The organism is Escherichia sp. 10290, assembly GCF_030295155.1.
Taxonomy (GTDB): domain Bacteria; phylum Pseudomonadota; class Gammaproteobacteria; order Enterobacterales; family Enterobacteriaceae; genus Escherichia; species Escherichia coli_F.
Genome location: NZ_AP025741.1, coordinates 999,517 through 1,018,846 on the forward strand (window position 1 = coordinate 999,517; position 19,330 = coordinate 1,018,846).

Below are 19,330 nucleotides of genomic sequence, written 5' to 3' on the forward strand. Positions count from 1 at the left end.
CACGTCATCCGGCTTTTACCCCACCGCAATATGAAATTCCTGCATCTTTATTGACCTTCCCGCGCCCGGCGTGCAGCATAAAAAAACAACAAACACATAACATAAACAGGAGTTAATCATGGAAAGTGGTCATCGCTTTGATGCTCAGACGCTGCACAGTTTTATTCAGGCTGTATTTCGTCAGATGGGTAGCGAGGAACAGGAAGCGAAATTAGTCGCCGATCATTTAATCGCGGCAAACCTGGCAGGGCATGATTCACATGGTATTGGCATGATCCCAAGCTATGTGCGCTCCTGGAGTCAGGGGCATCTGCAAATTAACCACCATGCCAAAATCGTTAAAGAGGCGGGGGCGGCGGTCACGCTCGATGGCGATCGCGCATTTGGTCAGGTCGCGGCACACGAAGCGATGGCGCTGGGGATTGAGAAAGCGCATCAGCATGGCATAGCCGCCGTGGCGCTACATAACTCGCATCACATCGGTCGTATTGGTTACTGGGCGGAGCAGTGTGCAGCGGCGGGGTTTGTCTCTATCCACTTTGTTAGCGTGGTCGGTATTCCAATGGTCGCGCCGTTCCACGGTCGCGACAGCCGCTTTGGCACCAACCCGTTCTGTGTGGTTTTCCCACGTAAAGATAATTTCCCGCTGTTGCTCGATTACGCCACCAGCGCCATCGCATTTGGTAAAACTCGCGTCGCCTGGCATAAAGGCGTCCCCGTGCCGCCAGGCTGTCTGATTGACGTTAACGGCGTACCGACGACAAATCCGGCGGTAATGCAGGAGTCGCCGTTGGGTTCGTTGTTGACCTTTGCCGAACATAAAGGCTACGCCCTCGCGGCGATGTGTGAAATTCTTGGCGGGGCGCTTTCCGGCGGTAAAACGACGCATCAGGAAACGTTACAAACCAGTCCCGATGCCATTATTAACTGCATGACCACTATCATCATCAACCCGGAACTGTTCGGCGCGCCGGATTGTAGTGCGCAGACCGAAGCCTTTGCCGAGTGGGTGAAAGCCTCGCCGCATGATGACGATAAGCCGATTTTGCTACCGGGCGAGTGGGAAGTTAACACGCGTCGCGAACGGCAGGAGCAGGGGATTCCATTGGATGCGGGAAGCTGGCAGGCCATTTGTGATGCGGCACGGCAGATTGGTATGCCGGAAGAGGTGTTGCAGGCTTTCTGTCAGCAGTTAGCCAGCTAAAAAAAAGCCCGTCCAGTGACGGACGGGCAAACAAGGGTAACATAGGATCAATGAGGGTTAGAGCATATGCGTCTGTCGGCAAACAGACAGGGAAATACTTGTGCTGGACGTAGCGTAAACGCCTTATCCGGCCTACGAATTACTTATAAATTACCGCAGTACCGCTTAATTTATTGTTGTTGGTGGCGGAAGTGATGCTGTATCCACTCGCCCCAGCTGCCGCAGCTTTCTCAGCCAGTTTCGCTTCCAGGGCATCGAGGGTGGATGCGCCATCAGCAGAAACCACGCCGATTTTATTCATGTTCTGTGCCTGGGATGCCGTTACCGGTTCCGCCGCGAACACGCCAAATGACAGAGTTGAAAGAGCCATAGCAGCAACAACAGTATTGATAGTTTTCATAATTAATCTCTCGCAGGTGATTTTTGTATAAGTGACGTTGTTTCGTCGATGTGATGAGTATCACGTTTTTTTTCGAGAGATAAAATCGAAGAGAATTGACCGCCTTGTTCAAATAAATTGATTGATATCTAACATACTGATAATCCATTTATTTGTTGAACTTATGGACTTGTTTTATGCAGCGTGGCAGTCACGACAGCGTTAAAGGCACGGAATGCCACGCAAAATACAAATTATACTCGCTATACATCCCGCCAGTTGTAGTTAACGTAACTGGCTGTCTTTCGAACCTCTGCGATTATATCCTGTATAATCTGGTTTTTGTAAATCTTTCTCCTGCTGACAATGAATGCATAAGCGCACGCCAGGAATGGCTTCCCGACGGGCCTGCGGGATGGGGGCGCCGCACTCTTCACATTCATACAGGCTCTCGCCACGCGGAATTTCACCCCGGGCACGAGCAATCGCATCTTCAATTGTACTGTTGATCTGTTCGTTGACGGCGTCATCGTTAGCCCAACCGGATGCCATATCGTCCTCCCCATATCAATGCTTGTACAGTTAAGTGTAGCTAATATAGGGACGAACTCGGGCAGTTCAAGCGTCAGATCTCCGACCATTCCCGCAGCAGATTATGATAAAGATTGAGCAGCGACAGGATCTCTTCACTTTCGCCATGGCGGCTTTTCAGCGACTGAATATTGGTGTCCAGTTCGAACAGCATGGCGCGCTTTTTATCATCGCGGATCATCGACTGGATCCACATAAATGATGCCACCCGTACGCCACGGGTTACGGGGGTCACGCAGTGCAGGCTGCTGGAGGGATACAACACCAGATCGCCTGCCGGGAGTTTTACCCGATGTTGTCCGAAGGTGTCATTAACGACCAGTTCGCCGCCGTCGTAGCTTTGTGGATCGCTTAAAAACAGTGTGGCAGAAAGGTCAGTACGCATCCAGCCGTTTTGTGGATGGCTGCGTACTGCGCCATCCACATGGAAACCATAGGTTTCATTGTTCTGATAGCGATTAAACAGCGGCGTGGAAAGGGTACGCGGCAAGGCCGCGGCAAAGAACAAAGCATGTTGGTTAACCGCGTTCAGCACCTCATTTTGCAGGGCGGCGTATAACGTGCTGCGGGTGTCTACCTGTTGATTGTTCTTAACTTGCGCGCCTTGTGCGCCGGTGGTGACGCGTCCATCCACCCATTCGGCTTGTTCCAGTTGTTCGCGAAACCGGGCGACGTCCTTTGGCGATAGCACGCCGGGAATGTGGTACATCATACAAGTTCTCCAAAAAGTGGGGCCTGCGCCCCACATCTGAATCAGAAATGCATATTGGCCGTGAGCAGGAAGGTTCTTGGCTCGCCCGGGTGATAACGGTAGCCGCTCTTGTTGATTGAGGCGACGTAATCGGTATCAAATAGGTTGTAGACGTTTAGCTGGAAGTCGAGATTGCGATTAACCCGATACCCCAGTTTAGCGTCGGCGACCCAATAACCTTCGGTAAACGCTGGCGTTCCCACCGCGCCGTCAGAACCTTTATGCATACTGCCGATATAGCGTGCGCCCGCACCAACGGAAATATCATCGGTTGCCTGATACTGGCTCCATAACGTGAAGGCGTGCTCAGGCGTATAGGGCAGCGATGAGGAACCATCCTGGGCAACATCTTTGCCGTTTTTGATGGTTGCTTTTTGCTGGGTATAGCCGCCAATCACCTGCCACGCGGGAGTGATATTCCCGGCCACGGATATCTCATAGCCTTCGACGCGTTTCTTACCGTATTGCGAGTAAGTTCCGTCGTCATTTTGCTCAACTTCATTTTCGATATCAGTACGGAACAGCGCGGCGGTAAGCAACAGGCGTTTATCCAGAACCTGCCATTTGGTGCCAATCTCGCTGGTGTTGGCTTTTTGCGGTTTAAAATCGGTGCGGTTGGCACTGTTACCGCTGCCAGACTGCGCAAGGGCGAAGTTGTTGCCACCCGGCGGCTGCTGGGAAACGGCATAGTTAATATAGACATTGCCGTTTTCCGTCAGGTGATACAGCGCCCCGGCTTTCCAGTTCACCAGATTGCCAGACTTGGCGGTGTCAACAGTGGTGACCGGAGAACCTTTCGCCACGCCAGCTGGGCAGGTAACGGCACCTCGGCCACTGCCGCCGCAGGCGGTGGCACTGTCATATTCAGTATGATAATTATCCAGACGGATCCCGCCGTTCAACTCAAAATCACGGGTGATTTGCAGCGTATCGAAAGCATAAATTGCGAAGGTGTCCGTCTGACCATTGGCGTTTGCGCCGTTGCGCGTCAGGCCGCCAGGATGAATGCTGCTGCCAGGATGATAAATATTCACCGCGGGTAACGTCAGCGGATTAACGCCGTAGTTGGTTTGTGTTTCACGGGTAAATTCCACGCCGGTACTGACATCATGACCGATAGAGCCGGTATAGAACGTCGAGGTCAGGTTGGTCTGGTTGGTGAGAATTTTATTACTCACATCTTTAGTATTCGCAATACGGGACCAGGTCCAGCTATCCACATTGCTGGTGGGCTGGGTAATATTTGATGCCCCGCCCATAATCGCCGTCATCAGGTAATCCTGCTTCACGCGCGACCAACGCGTAGTGTTGCGAATAGTGGTGTTCTCGCTAATGTCGTGCTCAAAACGCATGGTAGCGGTGTCGGTGGTCGAATCATCGTAATCGGAATCCGTGCCATAAAAATTATGCGTATCAACTTTTCCGGAATGATTCAGGGCCGCCGTTCCCGCCGATGGGGCAGAATAGCCCGGCAAACCGATGGTCGGAATGCCGCCGTCTGGCGTGTTGTGCTGGGTGACATGCAGATAATTAAGATACAAACGATTCGCTGTGCCAAGGCCAAAAGCGACAGAAGGGGCGACGCCGTAACGCTCATTTTTAACTTTGTCGCGTCCGGCATCGTGCGTTTTTTCACCCATTACATTCAGGCGCACCGCGGTGGTATCACCAATGACCTGATTGACGTCCAGCGTGCCGCGGCGGAACCAGGCGCTGCCAATACTGGCGGAGGCGTCAATGCCCGAATCATTGCGCGGCTGCTTGCTGATCATATTGATCGAGCCCGTCGGTGCGCTGCGCCCGTAGTCGGTGCCGGACGGCCCTTTAATCACTTCGACCTGCTCGGTATTGAAGGTGTCGCGCGAGACGCTGCCGATATCGCGAATGCCATCAATATAAATACTGTTAGAGGTATCGGCACCACGCATATAAATGGCGTCGCCAGTGGTGGAGTTACCGTTCTCACCCGCAAAAAACGCACCCACGCCGGGGACGTTTTTGAGCGCGTCGGTAAGGTTGGTTGCACCCTGATCTTTAATCACTTGTTCAGAAATCACCGTCATCGTGCGGGTCGTATCCGCTACCGGACGCGAGAATTTCGGATCGGCAGATTGTTGTGGTGCATAAAGCGAAGGCGTTGATGCTTCGACAACCAGCGTGTCATCCGCGTTAGTTTGCCCTTCGGCGGCGAGTGCCTGTGCCACAGGCGTAATACCAATACAAAGACCGGCAAAGAACGTGAGCGAATGAAATTGTCTGGCAGGGAAATTGCGATTGTTTTCCATTTTGCAGGTGACTTTTTCTTATATGTTGAAATTTTCACTGTCACGAGAAAGCCTCTCTTCGGATGCGATGCCACTGTTAATCCCGTGATAGTGTTCGTGCAAGTGATAATAATTTTGATAAGCATTATCACTTGGCGCGATTTTCTATCACCCATTGCGCGAAAAAGAAATACATTTATTTACATTGCGTTCATATTTGATGTTTTTTGATTACAAAACAGGCGAAAACTGCATCCAGAGGCGAATGCAGTTACGTTGGTGGGGTTATTTGTAGATGGTTGCAGTACCGAACATCTGGTCATTTCCGCCTGCGGAATTAATGACATAACCTTTCGCGCCTTGCTCGCGCGCTTTTTCTGCCAGTTTACCCTCCAGATCGCTTAGGTTTGATGCGCCAGTTGCCGAAACGGTACCGGCGGGCCGTAGCTGACCGCTGTCCAGGTTACTCATCGGTTGCGCGGCATAAGCCGTGAGAGAGATTCCACTCAGGACGGTGGCAATCAGTAGTGTGAGGCACTTTTTCATAATGACATCCTCATAAATACAACGGGTAGTGCCTGATAAGTGTAGGTCGCCTGGGCGATGAAAATGACGCAAAAAATTGACAGAGATGCGCTTATTTTTTGAACGATATATTTTTACCAAATAAGACAAATCAATGACATGCATGATGCTGATTTTTATGATGAATTGATGGGGTAACAAGATAAGTGGCATATTTTGCGCATGATACACGACGCCAGATATTTACCCTGTCGCGTTATGCGGGTATCTTACGCCGCTGCTTAAAGGAGAATGCTATGTCCGCCCAGAAACCGGGGTTGCATCCGCGCAACCGTCATCACAGCCGCTACGATCTCGCCACGCTTTGTCAGGTGAATCCTGAACTCAGGCAATTCCTCACGCTTACACCCGCCGGGGAGCAAAGCGTAGACTTTGCCAATCCGCTGGCGGTGAAGGCGCTCAATAAGGCGTTGCTGGCCCATTTTTACGCCGTAGCGAACTGGGATATCCCGGACGGTTTTCTCTGCCCGCCAGTACCGGGCCGGGCGGATTATATTCATCACCTTGCCGATTTACTGGCAGAAGCAACAGGATCAATTCCAGCTAATGCCAGCATTCTGGATATCGGCGTTGGTGCGAACTGTATTTATCCGCTGATTGGCGTACACGAATATGGCTGGCGTTTTACCGGTAGTGAAACCAGCAGCCAGGCGTTAAGCAGCGCGCAGGCGATCATCAGTGCTAATCCGGGGCTTAACCGCGCCATTCGTCTGCGTCGGCAGAAAGAGAGCGGGGCGATTTTTAACGGTATTATCCACAAAAACGAGCAATACGACGCGACCTTGTGTAACCCGCCATTCCACGATTCCGCCGCTGCGGCACGGGCAGGTAGTGAACGTAAACGCCGTAACCTGGGGCTGAACAAAGACGATGCACTGAACTTTGGTGGTCAGCAACAGGAGTTGTGGTGTGAAGGCGGTGAAGTCGCTTTTATCAAAAAGATGATTGAAGAGAGCAAAGGCTTCGCGAAGCAGGTTATGTGGTTTACCTCGCTGGTATCTCGTGGCGAAAACTTGCCGCCGTTGTATCGTGCTCTGACGGACGTGGGCGCGGTGAAAGTGGTTAAAAAAGAGATGGCCCAGGGGCAAAAGCAGAGTCGCTTTATTGCCTGGACCTTTATGAACGACGAGCAACGCCGTCGTTTTGTCAATCGCCAGCGTTAAAGCGTTGGTTCTCCCGGTGGCAGCGGTTCAGCCGGGGCCGCGCCCGGAGCGGGCAGCACCTGATAAGTCTGTACCGGCGCGCGAACACCAGCCAGGTCGAAATGCTTTTTCACCTGGCTGTCGAGGGCAAAGCGGACCGTCCACTGTTTGAGAGGCAGCGTGGTGAATGAAACACGCAGTGTAAACGCGGTATTGCTTAAGCCGACAATCCCGGCAAAGTTCGGTTCACCGATAATCAACCCGCGAATTTCTTCGTTTTCCATTAATTCCGCTACCGCCTCTTTCAGTGCCTGATTGGCTTTATCAGCATCTTCATGGCGATCAACATCGTAATTTGCCACTACCGAACCAATGCCGCGGACAAAGTTAGCAAAGGTGGTAATCGAAGACCACGGAATGATGTGATACGCCCCGGTATCCTGACGCACTCCCACGGAGCGAATCGACATCCGTTCCACAGTGCCGGTCAGCGGCCCGATAGTCACCAAATCTCCAGTGTTCATGCCGTTTTCAAACTGTATAAACACGCCGGTGATGATATCTTTCACCAGCGTTTGCGAACCAAAAGAGATAGCCAGCCCCAATGCACCGGCACCTGCCAGCAATGGCGCGATATTAACGCCGATTTCCGACAACACAATCATGATGGTGATGGTACTGATAATCACCGCCAGCGCGTTACGGAACAGCGTCAGCAGGGTACGCGTACGGGCGCTGGGTAGCGGGCGGCCATGAATATCCGAAGCCAGCCGGTTTTCGATCAAACTGGCGAGCACCGTCCAGCCAACCGCCGAGAAGAAAAGAATGAGTGCGATACGGATCAGGATATCTACGGTTTTCTGCCCCGCACCGTTTTGCAGCCAGTTCCAGAAATCGAACAATCCCCATGCGCTCAACAGCAGCATTACCGCCACGCAGACTGTCAGAATACGCGCCGTTTTCAGTGCCGCCGACAGCCAGCCGTTCAGCCGTTTTTGCAGTTCCGGATAATTACGCTGAGTATGTGGCGAGAGAGTGATGGTTTTCGCCAGCCAGCGGGAAAACATACCGGAAACAAACGCGGCGATACCAATAATCGCCAGGCTGCGTACCGTTGCACCCATCATAAATTTCAGGCTGTTGCCCGGATCGAACAACGAAAAGAAAAACAGCACGATAAAATAGGCGCTTGCCAGCCAGTGCCACACCAGCGCAAAGGCGCGGATAAACAGGCTGAAAAAGGCCAGCGAATGCTCCGCGAAGTTGAGCAAATGCTGGGTAATCTCTTTTTTATTACGAAAGATCAGGTACAACGCCCAGACCGTCATGCACAGCATAATGATGACGTTCGCCAGCGCACCTATCTGTACATTCACCTGATTAGAGATAATCGGCACGGCCACAATCAGGCCATAGCCAATCAGGCTGCTTAACCAGCTCAGGCGACGGCTCCAGTAACGGGCGGTCTCGTCATGAATCGTGAACGGGCGCAGCTCCGCCACGTTGGGGCAAAAAATCAGGCGTAATACGGCTTTGAAAAATTCAATCAGGGCAAAGGCGTTGAGAAACAAACTTTGTTGGAAAGCGATGGTGCGACTGCCCGCATTCAGGTTGTCGCTTAAGACCTGGCCGACAAATAATGTCAGTGCCAGTAACAGCAGGTCGATAATAAACGCCCCGATAATCATCGCCGGAAGCTGCAACCAGTTACTGCGCTCACGATTTTTTTGTCGCGCCCACTGGCCCATTTTGCGATACAGCGGAAGTGCGCACAGGCGAATCAGCCAGTAAAAACCAAACACTAATACCACTAACATTGAAAAATGGGTCAACGCATTGCTGAAGGTTTGTGGATTAAACGGCTTATGCGGGGAGCCGGTGATATTGCGATAAAGCTGTCCGAAGCGGGCGGAAAGGGCTTCACCATAATGGCGGCTGACTTCGGTGACTTTTTGCAGCACGGTTTGCTCTTCAACCAGCGTCGGCGGCACGATCTTCGGTACGGGTTCCGCAGGAGGCGTAGCGGCGACGGTGCGCAACTGGTCGATCAACTCTTTACGCGAGGTGTCATTATCCAGCACATCCGCCAGTGCGCCATAGGCCGCTTTTTTTTGTTCGATATCCGGTTCCGGGGCCGGTTCAGTCGTTGAGTCCGTTGTCGTTGTGGTTGTAACGCCGGGTATGGATACCGCATGGGCAGGTGCGCCCAGCAGGCAGAAGAGGATGAACAGGATCCACCGCATGACTCCTCCAGTGAGAAAACAGAGCAAAAAGATAAGTATAGATGCTGGAGGAGGGGCGATTTTAAATGAGAGGAATCTGGTGTTCCTCCCTTTCGGGTGAAAGGGAGGCTGAGAAGTTAAGAGACGTGCTGCAAAAATTCCTGCAAGCGCTGGCTCGGTGGGTTCTTGATCAACACCTGCGGATCGCCATCTTCCGCAATCCGGCCTTTGTCGATAAAGATAAGGCGCGAAGCTACTTTCTCGGCAAAACCGATTTCGTGGGTCACGATCACCATCGTCATCCCTTCTTCAGCCAGGTCCTGCATAACCTTCAGCACTTCATGGCGCAGTTCCGGGTCAAGAGCGGAAGTCGGTTCATCGAACAGCATCATTTTCGGTTTTACCGCCAGCGCGCGGGCGATCGCCACACGCTGCTGTTGACCACCAGAAAGTTCGGAAGGGTAGTGATGTGCACGTTCTGCCAGACCGACTTTCGCCAGCAGCTCACGCGCCAGTTTTTCCGCCTCTTCTTTGTTCGCGCCACGCACGCGTAGCGGACCAAACATGACGTTTTCCAGCGCCGTCAGATGCGGGAAGAGGTAAAACTGCTGGAACACCATACCTGCTTCCTGGCGAATCAGGCGCTCGTCAACTTTCGGATCGTTAACCTTCAGGCCATCGACAATCAGATCGCCGGAGGTGATTTCTTCCAGTTTGTTGATGCAACGCAGCAGGGTAGATTTACCGGAACCGGACGGCCCGATAATCACCACGACTTCGCCCTGGGCAATGTTCAAATCGATATTGTGCAGCACCTGGGTTGGACCAAAATGCTTGGAGACGTTTTTAAATTCAATCACAGGATTTTCATCCTTCTTTCCAGACGACGCAGAATAAAGCTCAGCACCAGGGTAATAATCAGATAGAACACCGCCACGGCGCTCCAGATCTCAAGGGCGCGGAAGTTACCGGCAATAATTTCTTGCCCCTGACGGGTCAGTTCCGCCACGCCGATAACAATAAACAGCGAGGTGTCTTTAATGCTGATGATCCACTGGTTACCCAGCGGCGGCAGCATACGACGCAGTGCCAGCGGTAAAATGACGTAGCGAATGGTTTCCCAACGTGAAAGACCGAGCGCCAGTCCTGCTTCACGGAAACCTTTGTGGATAGACAGCACCGCACCACGCGTGATTTCCGCAATGTACGCGCCGGAGTTGATCATGATGGTGACCACCGCCGCAGTAAATGGGTCGATGCGTAAGTCGTTAAACGCCATCGGCAGGGCGAAATAGATAAACATCACCTGGACGACGATAGGTGTGCCGCGGATCACTTCAATAAAGACCAGCGCGACGTGGTTGGCTATCCAACCACCGAAGGTGCGTGCAAAACCTGCCAGCAATCCGATCACCAGGCCGCCAGCCAGACCGAGGACCGAAATCCACAGGGTCATTTTGGCACCTTCAATCAGAAGCGGAATGGCAGGCCAGATGGCACTCCAGTCAAACTGCATATGTTGTTCCTGTTACCGTGGTGTAAATAATCAAATTCAGGGTAATTAACGGCCCCGGAGCGGGTTTGCGCCCCTCACCCTAATCCTCTCCCCAGAGGGGAGAGGGAACTGCCAGTGCGCTTTACAGGCGTAGCATTATTATTTCGGTTCAGTACCGAACCATTTTTTGTAGATTTCGTTGTAAGTTCCGTTCTCGCGCAGGGTTTTCAATGCGCCGTTGACTTTGTCACGCAGCTCGTCGCTACCTTTCGGGAACGCAATACCGTATTGCTGTGCTTCCAGAGAGTCACCTACCGCTTTGAACTGACCGTTACCGGCGGTTTTGATGAAGTACAGAATGTTTGGCGTATCGTGCAGAACGGCATCTGCGCGGTTGGTGCCCAGTTCCATATAGGCGTTATCAATGTTCGGGAACTGACGCAGATCTTTAGTTTTGATGTTTGCTTTCGCGTAATCAACGGAGCCAGTGCCGCTCTTCACAGCAACCACTTTCCCGTCGAGATCTTTCACGCTTTTCACATCGTTATTGTTAGCTTTCACCATCACTAACAGGCCGCTTTTGTAGTAGCCGTCAGAGAAATCGATCGCTTTTTTACGCTCGTCGGTAATGGTGATGCCCGCCAGCGCCAGATCGACGTTTTTGGTTTGCAGTGCCGGAATGATCCCACTGAAATCCATCGGCTTCAGTTCGTAATCCAGCTTCAACTCTTTAGCGATGGCAGCCCACAGATCAACGTCAAAGCCCACGTATTTATCGCCCTGTTTAAATTCAAACGGAACGAAGGCGGTATCCGTCGCGACAACTAATTTTTTATCCGCGGCATGAGAAGAAACCGCAAAAGCCAGGGTCAGTGCAGCCAGTGAAACTTTTAATACAGACTTCATAGCATTTCCTTTTTTCTATCCACGGGACGATCCCCTGCGTGACATTCACATATATGAAAAAATCGTGCCAGTTTTGCAACTCATTGATTTATCGAGATGCGGTAAAAACGTGATGCACGATTTATAGGGCAATACCCTGAAGATGCACCATTCTGGGGCACCAAACTGGTGCGCTAAAATTGTGCACTCAACACAGTGATTATTTAGCGTAAAACCTGATGAAAAAACAATCTTTATGTAACGATTGTGTGATGATGTGGATACAAAAAATTTACTTAATCAGCTGGAGATAGCAGATGGATGCACTAAATAAGTGCGTTGAGGTGGGCTGCAAAACAAAACGGCCTCCTGTCAGGAAGCCGCTGTTATCGTTTACTAAATTTCTGCACCATCAGCGATGGATTTATTCGATGTTAGACTCGATAAACCACAGGAATTTATCCAGGTCGCGAGACGCGGCGGTCAGGATATCTGCGGTGTCGTCATCTTTCGCTTCGCCAATCGCTTTACGTACATCATTAGCGACAATCGCATAACGGTCAGCCAGTTCTTTCAGGTGATCCTGAACGTTGTGGATGTCCAGCGGGTAACTTTTCAGCGGGGTTTTGCTGTTGATAACTTGAGTGGTCCCCAGAGCTACACCGCCCAGCTGCACTGCACGTTCTGCCATGGTATCCAGATGATCGATCAGTGCGGTGCGGAAGCCATCCAGCATTTCATGTACGGCAATGAAGTTAGCGCCGCGCATGTTCCAGTGCGCTTGTTTGGTAATCAAAGAAAGATCAATAAACTGGATAACCTGGCGATTCAGCAACTCTACTGTTGCTTTTTTCTCGCTGTCAGAGACATCGTTGCGGGTATAAAGCAGATTGGTCGCTTTTGATTTAACTAATTTAGCGGTACTCATAATTTCATATCCTCTTGATGTTATGTCCCAGTAATTAACGAGACTAAGTATAGCACCGGCTATGTGTTCCGCTATTCTGGCTGTTCCTATCACACTAATAGTGGTAACAAGCGTGAAAAACAAAACTAATAAAAATTCAATGAGTTAGATATATTGATAAGAACAATTCTTATTTATTGGCTCGCCAGGAATTTTCGGAATAAATATGCTTTTGCATAATTCGATATATAAAGACGGTGTGGAGGAAAAGTAGCGAGAAATTCTGCATGGTTATGCATAACCATGCAGAAATGTAAATTTAATTAATGTCTAATTCTTTTATTTTGCTCTCTTTGCGTACTGTCAGCGTAGAACCCATTGAAGCGGCGATGATAGCGCCGAGCGCCAGCAGCTGTATGGGTGTCAGTGTTTCTCCGAGGAAAATCATCCCGGAAACGGCAGCCAGCGCCGGTTCCATGCTCATCAGCGTACCAAATGTCCGTGTTGGCAAACGGGTGAGGGCAATCATTTCCAGCGAATAAGGCAGAGCGGTCGAGAGAATAGCGACCGCCAGACCCAATGGAATAACCGACCAGTGCCAGAGTGCTTCACCAGCCTGAAGCGCTCCAATTGGCACGAAAATTAACGCTGCAATCAACGAACCAATTGCCACCGTCGCAGGGCCATGTTCCGCTCCTGCGCGTTGCCCACTTAAAATGTAAATAGCCCAACAAGCCCCGGCCCCCAGTGCCAGCGCACAGCCGGTTAAATCGACATGGGAAACGTCTTGCCCCAGCGGTAGCAGGAACCACAGACCAAGAACCGCCAGCACAACCCAGACGAAATCTACCGGGCGACGAGAAGAGAACAGCGCCACCGCCAGTGGTCCGGTGAACTCCAGCGCCACCGCAATACCCAGCGGTACTGTCTGAATAGAAAGATAAAAAAGATAATTCATCCCACCCAGCGAAACGCCGTAAAACAACAGCGGTAACCGCTGCTCTTTGGCAAAGCGCAGTCGCCATGGCTTAAAGAACGCGATGAGGATCAGCGTTCCTAATGCCAGACGCAGCGCAGTGACACCCGGTGCGCCCACCAGAGGAAAAAGTGACTTAGCTAACGAGGCTCCACCCTGGATAGACGCCATGGCAACGAGCAATATGACTATTGGTAACCAGACCGGCATTTTACGTAATGAACCAGGCATCCTTTCTCCCACAAATATCTAAACCTAAGTAAAGCGTGGAGTGTACTGGATATACTCAATGCTGGTTGAGCATTTGTTGAAAAAATTTTCCCCCGTTTTGACTAAAATGCGCCAGGATTGATGGAATCATTAGTCTGGTGATTAGGAATAATCTGGATGAATGACAGGGAATACATGCGTAATACTTACGCAGTTCTCTGAAAAAGTGATTTAAATTTAGATGGATAGCGGTTTATGGAAACGTTCTGTTACATGAAATGGCCCGTTAGACATCATAAATCGCGAAGAGTTTCCCATTAATTTTTGATATATTTAAAACTTAGGACTTATTTGAATCACATTTGAGGTGGTTATGAAAAAAATTGCATGTCTTTCAGCACTGGCCGCAGTTCTGGCTTTCACCGCAGGTACTTCCGTAGCTGCGACTTCTACCGTAACTGGCGGTTACGCACAGAGCGACGCTCAGGGCCAAATGAACAAAATGGGCGGTTTCAACCTGAAATACCGCTATGAAGAAGACAACAGCCCGCTGGGTGTGATCGGTTCTTTCACTTACACCGAGAAAAGCCGTACTGCAAGCTCTGGTGACTACAACAAAAACCAGTACTACGGCATCACTGCTGGTCCGGCTTACCGCATTAACGACTGGGCAAGCATCTACGGTGTAGTGGGTGTGGGTTATGGTAAATTCCAGACCACTGAATACCCGACCTACAAACACGACACCAGCGACTACGGTTTCTCCTACGGTGCTGGTCTGCAGTTCAACCCGATGGAAAACGTTGCTCTGGACTTCTCTTACGAGCAGAGCCGTATTCGTAGCGTTGACGTAGGCACCTGGATTGCCGGTGTTGGTTACCGCTTCTAATCACTTCGGTGATATAAAAAATCCGCCTCTCGGGGCGGATTTTTTGTTTTAAGGTTTCGGGTCGAAAATATCGGTTCCGAGATGGTTGTAATCCACCTTCTGTAACTGGAAGTTGGTGATGTATATCGGCCCGGCTTTCTTCTCAGATATAAACGGGTATTTGATGTTAATTTCCTTCGCTTTAATTCCCGTCCACTGCGAGAAAAAGCCTAAAAAGTCATTGGCTGAACGGCGGGCTTTAATCACCCGATGCGCTTTATCGTCGCTCGAAATGACCATAAAAGGCACCTGGAAATTTTGCTGATACTTATCATCATGGGCAAGGTATTGCACGTCTTTGCCGCGTTCTTTAAAGGCCAGACCGTGGTCCGCAAAGTAAACCAGCGAGAAGCTGCTGCCGCTATTGCGTAACTGGTCGTACAGCTTACGCAACAAATCGTCCGTTTGTGTCATGGTATAGAGATAGCATGATGTTTCTTTCGATTGCACAAAGGTTGCGTATTTGCCTTGTGTCCGGTCGCAGGCCTGTGGATGTGAGCCCATCAGATGTAAAACAATCAGTTGCGGTTGCGAGTGTTCTTGCGCCAGCACCTGCGCGGTCATATCCAGTAACGCTTCGTCTTTAGTGTTTTTATCTGCTTCAAAATTACCGTCTTTCAGGAAATACACTTCATCTGCCCGTTTGGCGATGCTGGCGATGGCGGTATCGTATTCGCCGATTTGGCCCTGATTGGAAAACCACCACGTCTGAAAGCCCGCGCGATTTGCCAGGGTGACAAAGTTATCCTGAAACTGTGGTTTGCCATCGACTACGCGATTGAGTGTTAAGCCAAGCGATTTCTGCGTGGAGCCACTGGCAGCAATGTAGTCAGCAAAAAGCAAACCGTTAACGCTGCTGGCAAACGGGGTATTATCCCAGTGACCGCCAAAGGCACCGAGGGCATCGCGACGCGCACTTTCACCGATCACCACCACATAGGTCTGATACTTCGGCTTAACGGCAGTGACCGTCCAGGTATCTTTCATTCCGGAAAGTTTTGCCATCCGTTCTTGCTCTTCAATCACCTCGTTATTATTGACGATGACATCCTTAGCAAAACGAAATACCGGATAGCCAGTATCTTTCAGTTTAAATACGCCGCCCCAGGCCAGATTTTGCACGGGAGCAACAAAAAATGTCGCCACACTGAATACCAGACACAGACTGTCGAAGGTATTCCAGCGCGCTTTTTCGCTCTCTTTTTTCCGCCTGATTGCTATTACGCCGAGCGCAAAAATAAATAAGCCGACCAGGTAGCTGTACCACGGAAAAATCGTCAGGATTTCGGTCGACTCTTCCATATTGGTGGAATGCAATGCCAGCAAGGTATTGAAGTTAGGCGCGCCGTAGGCCTGAGCAAAAGGGAAATAACAAGCCGCCACCAGCGAACTGACACCGACCAGAACTTTTTGTACGCGAGGCAATGTTCGCCATAGCAAAAGCAAAATAGCCGTAAATGCGGCGGTGTATAGCAAACTGAAGGGGTAACCTAAGCCGAGGTTAATTAATAGCGACTGTAAAAAGTAGAACGCAGTCCACGGGCTAAATACCCGGCTACGGGTAACAAGCGATTCTTTGAGGGTTAAATTCATATGCCACTATCGTAACAAACGCCATGTGCTTACCCTGGCGTCAAGGGTCAATACCTGCAAGAGTGCGTGAAGAGGGGAAAAGGGTCCGCATCCGCGAGCCGCAATATACGCAGGGCTGCAAGAAGATAGAGCGAGCTGCCGTTCAGGTCAACTACTGACGAACAAATCTTTTGCGAAGGGGATTGCAAATCCGACAAAAAGTGGGGTTTTTCAGAGCAAAACGCGTTGTGCCTGCATAAAAGCAGGAGTGAAGCGGCGTACCGCGACGCCGCTATTTATCGGAAGGTTTATCTTGCTGCGGTTTGTTGTTGACCATATCGCACAACATAGAGAGCAGCATTAACCGTACTTTAAAGGGAGAATGACTAAACACGCGCATACACCTCTTGAACTCATTCATAAGACCTCCTGACTTGCTAATCCCGTCGATCCTTGAGGGATGATTGCATTACATACAGATATAGCACAGGCTATATTATATAGCTATTGCTAAAACGTTAATTTTTTGTACCTTCGCAACTCTGGTTTACAATGTGCGCACGAAATGAGAACGCTATGTATGCGTCACCATAATGAGGAAGCACAATGAGTCGTCGCGCAGGTACGCCAACAGCAAAAAAAGTGACGCAGTTAGTGAATGTGGAAGAGCACGTTGAAGGGTTCCGCCAGGTCAGAGAGGCACACCGGCGCGAGCTTATTGATGATTACGTTGAGCTGATTTCTGACTTGATCAGGGAAGTGGGGGAAGCTCGTCAGGTGGACATGGCTGCTCGTCTGGGCGTTTCGCAACCGACGGTGGCTAAAATGCTCAAACGACTGGCAACCATGGGGCTGATTGAAATGATCCCCTGGCGTGGCGTGTTTTTAACGGCAGAAGGAGAGAAACTGGCGCAGGAAAGCCGCGAGCGACATCAGATAGTCGAAAATTTCTTGTTGGTGTTGGGCGTCAGCCCGGAAATCGCTCGTCGCGACGCGGAAGGCATGGAGCACCATGTCAGTGAAGAGACGCTGGATGCCTTTCGTTTGTTTACCCAGAAACACGGTGCCAAATGAGCCTGCCTTTTTTACGCACGCTACAAGGCGATCGCTTTTTTCAGTTATTAATTCTTGTTGGCATCGGATTAAGTTTTTTCGTTCCCTTTGCACCGAAATCCTGGCTTGCTGCTATCGACTGGCACACTATCATCACCCTCAGTGGCCTGATGCTGCTGACCAAAGGTGTGGAGTTAAGCGGTTATTTTGATGTGCTGGGGCGCAAAATGGTGCGCCGCTTTGCTACTGAGCGTCGGCTGGCAATGTTTATGGTGCTGGCGGCGGCGTTGCTTTCAACATTTCTGACCAACGATGTCGCGCTGTTTATTGTTGTTCCGCTGACAATCACACTAAAAAGACTGTGTGAGATCCCGGTTAATCGACTGATTATTTTTGAGGCGCTGGCAGTCAATGCGGGTTCGCTACTGACGCCGATTGGCAACCCGCAAAATATTCTTATCTGGGGTCGTTCTGGTCTTTCGTTTGCCGGGTTTATTGCCCAAATGGCACCGCTGGCTGGCGCAATGATGCTGACACTCCTGCTACTGTGCTGGTGTTGTTTCCCTGGAAAGGCGCTGCAATATCATACGGGGGCGCAAACACCTGAGTGGAAACCGCGGCTGGTGTGGAGTTGTCTGGGGCTGTATATCGTCTTTCTGACGGCGCTGGAGTTAAAACAAGAGCTGTGGGGACTGGTGATTGTAGCGGCGGGCTTTGCGCTGCTGGCTCGTCGCGTGGTGATCAGCGTGGACTGGACTCTGCTGCTGGTATTTATGGCGATGTTTATCGACGTCCATTTGCTGACCCAACTGCCAGCTTTGCAGGGCGTGTTGAGCAATGTGAGCCATTTATCCGAACCCGGATTATGGTTAACGGCAATTGGTTTATCGCAGGTGATCAGTAACGTGCCGAGCACGATTTTGCTGCTCAATTATGTGCCACCGTCTTTATTACTGGCATGGGCGGTAAACGTGGGTGGCTTTGGTTTATTACCCGGATCGCTGGCAAATTTGATTGCGTTACGGATGGCAAACGATCGCCGTATCTGGTGGCGTTTCCATCTCTATTCAATACCGATGCTGTTGTGGGCGGCGCTGGTGGGATACGTTTTGTTAGTTATGTTCCCGGCCAGCTAGGTGCTGGCAAATAAAAAAGGCGGATTATGAGTCCGCCTTTTAATTTAAGTTTTGAAGATTAATTCAGACGAACCGGCATCCCGGAACGATTTTTGATCGCTTCATCCAGCACGACCTGATCCACATCAGGCTGACCAGTTACTGTCTGCACGCTCTTGGTCAGGGTAATTGGCACAATTTCCTGACCTTCAAACTGGGCTTCGGTGGTAGACAGCGGGTTATGGACTTCAATATAACGGCTGCCGTCAGGCTCGGTGGTCGCTTTTACCGGCTCATCAATAAACTGTACGCGAGTACCGACCGGCACTTTCTCGAACAGGAATTTGATGTCTTCGTTACGCAGACGCACACAACCATGACTTACACGCAGGCCGATACCGAAGTTGGCGTTGGTGCCATGGATAGCGTACAGGCGACCGATGTAGAGTGCATACAGCCCCATCGGGTTATCCGGACCTGCCGGAACGACAGCCGGAAGCGGTTCGCCCGCAGCGCGGTACTCTGCGTGCATTTTGGCGGTCGGCGTCCAGGTAGGGCCTGCTTTTTTACGCTCAACTTTGGTGGTCCAGTTGATAGGCGTGTCTTTGCCTAACTGACCAATGCCGATGGGCAGCACGATAACGGTGTTGCTGCCTTTCGGATAGTAATAGAGACGCATCTCTGCGCTGTTAATGACAATGCCTTCATGAACGGTATCCGGCAGGATCAGCTGCTGCGGAATGTTCAGTACAGTACCGCCTTTCGGCAGGAAGGTATCCACACCCGGGTTAGCTTCCATCATGTTGGAAAGACCCATCTGGTACTCGGCGGCAAAATACTCCAGCGGCTGAGTGTTACCTTCAGGAATGGTGATCACCTGATTCTGACCAACCAGGCGACTCCCGTCGGTTGGCAGAGGATAAGTTACCGCAGAGGCGGTACTGCAAAAGCCGACAACAGCGAAGGCCGCTGCGAATAATGTTTTCAATTTCATATTCATGTTAAGCGAGATTTTGTGCCTGGCAGGCCATTGGGTTGAGAATATTAGAGT

Annotated in this window: 20 protein-coding genes; 6 read left to right on the plus strand and 14 right to left on the minus strand. The window is 50.8% G+C overall.

From position 1 onward, the window contains the following. The first annotated feature begins 118 nt into the window (after positions 1 to 118). Complete coding sequence (gene hcxB / locus QUE74_RS04770; RefSeq protein WP_000443507.1) at positions 119 to 1,204, plus strand: hydroxycarboxylate dehydrogenase HcXB; 1,086 nt, start codon at positions 119 to 121, stop codon at positions 1,202 to 1,204. A gap of 139 nt (positions 1,205 to 1,343) precedes the next feature. On the opposite strand, the gene ybiJ is transcribed toward hcxB, so the two are convergent. From ybiJ to mcbA, 5 genes are all read right to left on the minus strand, one after another. After that, positions 1,344 to 1,604, minus strand: a complete 261-nt coding sequence (ybiJ, locus tag QUE74_RS04775) for a DUF1471 family protein YbiJ (RefSeq protein WP_000849301.1) — start codon at positions 1,602 to 1,604, stop codon at positions 1,344 to 1,346. A gap of 264 nt (positions 1,605 to 1,868) precedes the next feature. Beyond that, entirely contained in the window at positions 1,869 to 2,135 is a 267-nt protein-coding gene (ybiI, locus tag QUE74_RS04780) for a C4-type zinc finger protein YbiI (RefSeq protein ID WP_000146361.1), read from the minus strand. Between the two features lie 73 nt (positions 2,136 to 2,208). After that, entirely contained in the window at positions 2,209 to 2,886 is a 678-nt protein-coding gene (ybiX, locus tag QUE74_RS04785) for a PKHD-type hydroxylase YbiX (RefSeq protein WP_000990147.1), read from the minus strand. A 41-nt stretch (positions 2,887 to 2,927) separates the two neighbouring features. After that, a complete protein-coding gene (locus QUE74_RS04790) occupies positions 2,928 to 5,210 on the minus strand; it encodes a catecholate siderophore receptor Fiu (protein WP_000430061.1) in 2,283 nt (760 codons plus the stop codon). 264 nt (positions 5,211 to 5,474) lie between these two features. Continuing rightward, entirely contained in the window at positions 5,475 to 5,735 is a 261-nt protein-coding gene (mcbA, locus tag QUE74_RS04795) for a DUF1471 family periplasmic protein McbA (RefSeq protein ID WP_001354863.1), read from the minus strand. A gap of 275 nt (positions 5,736 to 6,010) precedes the next feature. On the opposite strand from mcbA, the gene rlmF reads away from it, so the two are divergent. Further along, positions 6,011 to 6,937 (plus strand): 23S rRNA (adenine(1618)-N(6))-methyltransferase RlmF, encoded by a 927-nt coding sequence (rlmF, locus tag QUE74_RS04800; protein WP_001275947.1) that lies wholly within the window; start codon positions 6,011 to 6,013, stop codon positions 6,935 to 6,937. On the opposite strand, the gene ybiO is transcribed toward rlmF, so the two are convergent. From ybiO to rhtA, 6 genes are all read right to left on the minus strand, one after another. Continuing rightward, positions 6,934 to 9,159 (minus strand): mechanosensitive channel protein, encoded by a 2,226-nt coding sequence (gene ybiO / locus QUE74_RS04805; RefSeq protein WP_001267262.1) that lies wholly within the window; start codon positions 9,157 to 9,159, stop codon positions 6,934 to 6,936. The genes rlmF and ybiO overlap by 4 nt on opposite strands. A gap of 116 nt (positions 9,160 to 9,275) precedes the next feature. Further along, a complete protein-coding gene (glnQ, locus tag QUE74_RS04810; protein WP_000569080.1) occupies positions 9,276 to 9,998 on the minus strand; it encodes a glutamine ABC transporter ATP-binding protein GlnQ in 723 nt (240 codons plus the stop codon). Then, a complete protein-coding gene (glnP, locus tag QUE74_RS04815; RefSeq protein ID WP_001159065.1) occupies positions 9,995 to 10,654 on the minus strand; it encodes a glutamine ABC transporter permease GlnP in 660 nt (219 codons plus the stop codon). The genes glnQ and glnP overlap by 4 nt, the downstream gene beginning before the upstream one ends. Before the next feature lie 138 nt (positions 10,655 to 10,792). Continuing rightward, positions 10,793 to 11,539 carry a glutamine ABC transporter substrate-binding protein GlnH gene (gene glnH / locus QUE74_RS04820; RefSeq protein WP_000843866.1) on the minus strand — a complete coding sequence of 249 codons (747 nt, stop codon included), beginning with the start codon at positions 11,537 to 11,539 and terminating at the stop codon, positions 10,793 to 10,795. A 403-nt stretch (positions 11,540 to 11,942) separates the two neighbouring features. Next, positions 11,943 to 12,446, minus strand: coding sequence for a DNA starvation/stationary phase protection protein Dps (gene dps / locus QUE74_RS04825; protein ID WP_000100800.1), 504 nt, complete (start codon positions 12,444 to 12,446; stop codon positions 11,943 to 11,945). 298 nt (positions 12,447 to 12,744) lie between these two features. Beyond that, a complete protein-coding gene (gene rhtA / locus QUE74_RS04830; protein WP_001295297.1) occupies positions 12,745 to 13,632 on the minus strand; it encodes a threonine/homoserine exporter RhtA in 888 nt (295 codons plus the stop codon). A 234-nt stretch (positions 13,633 to 13,866) separates the two neighbouring features. Here rhtA and QUE74_RS04835 point away from each other — a divergent pair, with 234 nt between their 5' ends. Both QUE74_RS04835 and ompX read left to right on the plus strand, forming a co-directional pair. Further along, positions 13,867 to 13,932, plus strand: coding sequence for a protein YliM (locus tag QUE74_RS04835; protein WP_120795379.1), 66 nt, complete (start codon positions 13,867 to 13,869; stop codon positions 13,930 to 13,932). A gap of 52 nt (positions 13,933 to 13,984) precedes the next feature. Continuing rightward, positions 13,985 to 14,500, plus strand: a complete 516-nt coding sequence (gene ompX / locus QUE74_RS04840; RefSeq protein WP_001295296.1) for an outer membrane protein OmpX — start codon at positions 13,985 to 13,987, stop codon at positions 14,498 to 14,500. Positions 14,501 to 14,548: 48 nt separating this feature from the next. Here ompX and opgE read toward each other — a convergent pair whose 3' ends face one another. Continuing rightward, positions 14,549 to 16,132: a phosphoethanolamine transferase gene (gene opgE, locus QUE74_RS04845; protein WP_001054694.1), complete on the minus strand. Its 1,584-nt coding sequence runs from the start codon at positions 16,130 to 16,132 to the stop codon at positions 14,549 to 14,551. Positions 16,133 to 16,403: 271 nt separating this feature from the next. Further along, the gene (gene mntS / locus QUE74_RS04850) at positions 16,404 to 16,532 is read right to left on the minus strand and encodes a manganase accumulation protein MntS (RefSeq protein ID WP_001001761.1); all 129 of its coding nucleotides are present in this window, start codon (positions 16,530 to 16,532) and stop codon (positions 16,404 to 16,406) included. 185 nt (positions 16,533 to 16,717) lie between these two features. On the opposite strand from mntS, the gene mntR reads away from it, so the two are divergent. Next, positions 16,718 to 17,185, plus strand: coding sequence for a manganese-binding transcriptional regulator MntR (gene mntR, locus QUE74_RS04855; protein WP_000091016.1), 468 nt, complete (start codon positions 16,718 to 16,720; stop codon positions 17,183 to 17,185). Continuing rightward, positions 17,182 to 18,300: an anion transporter gene (locus QUE74_RS04860; protein ID WP_000056408.1), complete on the plus strand. Its 1,119-nt coding sequence runs from the start codon at positions 17,182 to 17,184 to the stop codon at positions 18,298 to 18,300. Before mntR ends, QUE74_RS04860 begins: the two co-directional genes overlap by 4 nt. 58 nt (positions 18,301 to 18,358) lie before the next feature. Here the strand turns inward: QUE74_RS04860 and ldtB are convergent, their stop codons facing one another. Beyond that, entirely contained in the window at positions 18,359 to 19,279 is a 921-nt protein-coding gene (ldtB, locus tag QUE74_RS04865) for a L,D-transpeptidase (protein ID WP_001056376.1), read from the minus strand. Positions 19,280 to 19,330: the final 51 nt, after the last annotated feature.

What these genes read in the sequence shown, in the direction of transcription:
- hcxB (WP_000443507.1), top strand. Translation starts at nt 119, where the DNA reads ATGGAAAGTGGTCATCGCTTTGATGCTCAGACGCTGCACAGTTTTATT.
- QUE74_RS04790 (WP_000430061.1), bottom strand. Translation starts at nt 5,210, where the DNA reads ATGGAAAACAATCGCAATTTCCCTGCCAGACAATTTCATTCGCTCACG.
- mntS (WP_001001761.1), bottom strand. Translation starts at nt 16,532, where the DNA reads ATGAATGAGTTCAAGAGGTGTATGCGCGTGTTTAGTCATTCTCCCTTT.
- ldtB (WP_001056376.1), bottom strand. Translation starts at nt 19,279, where the DNA reads ATGAATATGAAATTGAAAACATTATTCGCAGCGGCCTTCGCTGTTGTC.
- dps (WP_000100800.1), bottom strand. Translation starts at nt 12,446, where the DNA reads ATGAGTACCGCTAAATTAGTTAAATCAAAAGCGACCAATCTGCTTTAT.
- glnH (WP_000843866.1), bottom strand. Translation starts at nt 11,539, where the DNA reads ATGAAGTCTGTATTAAAAGTTTCACTGGCTGCACTGACCCTGGCTTTT.
- rlmF (WP_001275947.1), top strand. Translation starts at nt 6,011, where the DNA reads ATGTCCGCCCAGAAACCGGGGTTGCATCCGCGCAACCGTCATCACAGC.
- ybiI (WP_000146361.1), bottom strand. Translation starts at nt 2,135, where the DNA reads ATGGCATCCGGTTGGGCTAACGATGACGCCGTCAACGAACAGATCAAC.
- ompX (WP_001295296.1), top strand. Translation starts at nt 13,985, where the DNA reads ATGAAAAAAATTGCATGTCTTTCAGCACTGGCCGCAGTTCTGGCTTTC.
- mcbA (WP_001354863.1), bottom strand. Translation starts at nt 5,735, where the DNA reads ATGAAAAAGTGCCTCACACTACTGATTGCCACCGTCCTGAGTGGAATC.
- mntR (WP_000091016.1), top strand. Translation starts at nt 16,718, where the DNA reads ATGAGTCGTCGCGCAGGTACGCCAACAGCAAAAAAAGTGACGCAGTTA.
- glnP (WP_001159065.1), bottom strand. Translation starts at nt 10,654, where the DNA reads ATGCAGTTTGACTGGAGTGCCATCTGGCCTGCCATTCCGCTTCTGATT.
- ybiJ (WP_000849301.1), bottom strand. Translation starts at nt 1,604, where the DNA reads ATGAAAACTATCAATACTGTTGTTGCTGCTATGGCTCTTTCAACTCTG.
- QUE74_RS04860 (WP_000056408.1), top strand. Translation starts at nt 17,182, where the DNA reads ATGAGCCTGCCTTTTTTACGCACGCTACAAGGCGATCGCTTTTTTCAG.
- rhtA (WP_001295297.1), bottom strand. Translation starts at nt 13,632, where the DNA reads ATGCCTGGTTCATTACGTAAAATGCCGGTCTGGTTACCAATAGTCATA.
- opgE (WP_001054694.1), bottom strand. Translation starts at nt 16,132, where the DNA reads ATGAATTTAACCCTCAAAGAATCGCTTGTTACCCGTAGCCGGGTATTT.
- ybiO (WP_001267262.1), bottom strand. Translation starts at nt 9,159, where the DNA reads ATGCGGTGGATCCTGTTCATCCTCTTCTGCCTGCTGGGCGCACCTGCC.
- ybiX (WP_000990147.1), bottom strand. Translation starts at nt 2,886, where the DNA reads ATGATGTACCACATTCCCGGCGTGCTATCGCCAAAGGACGTCGCCCGG.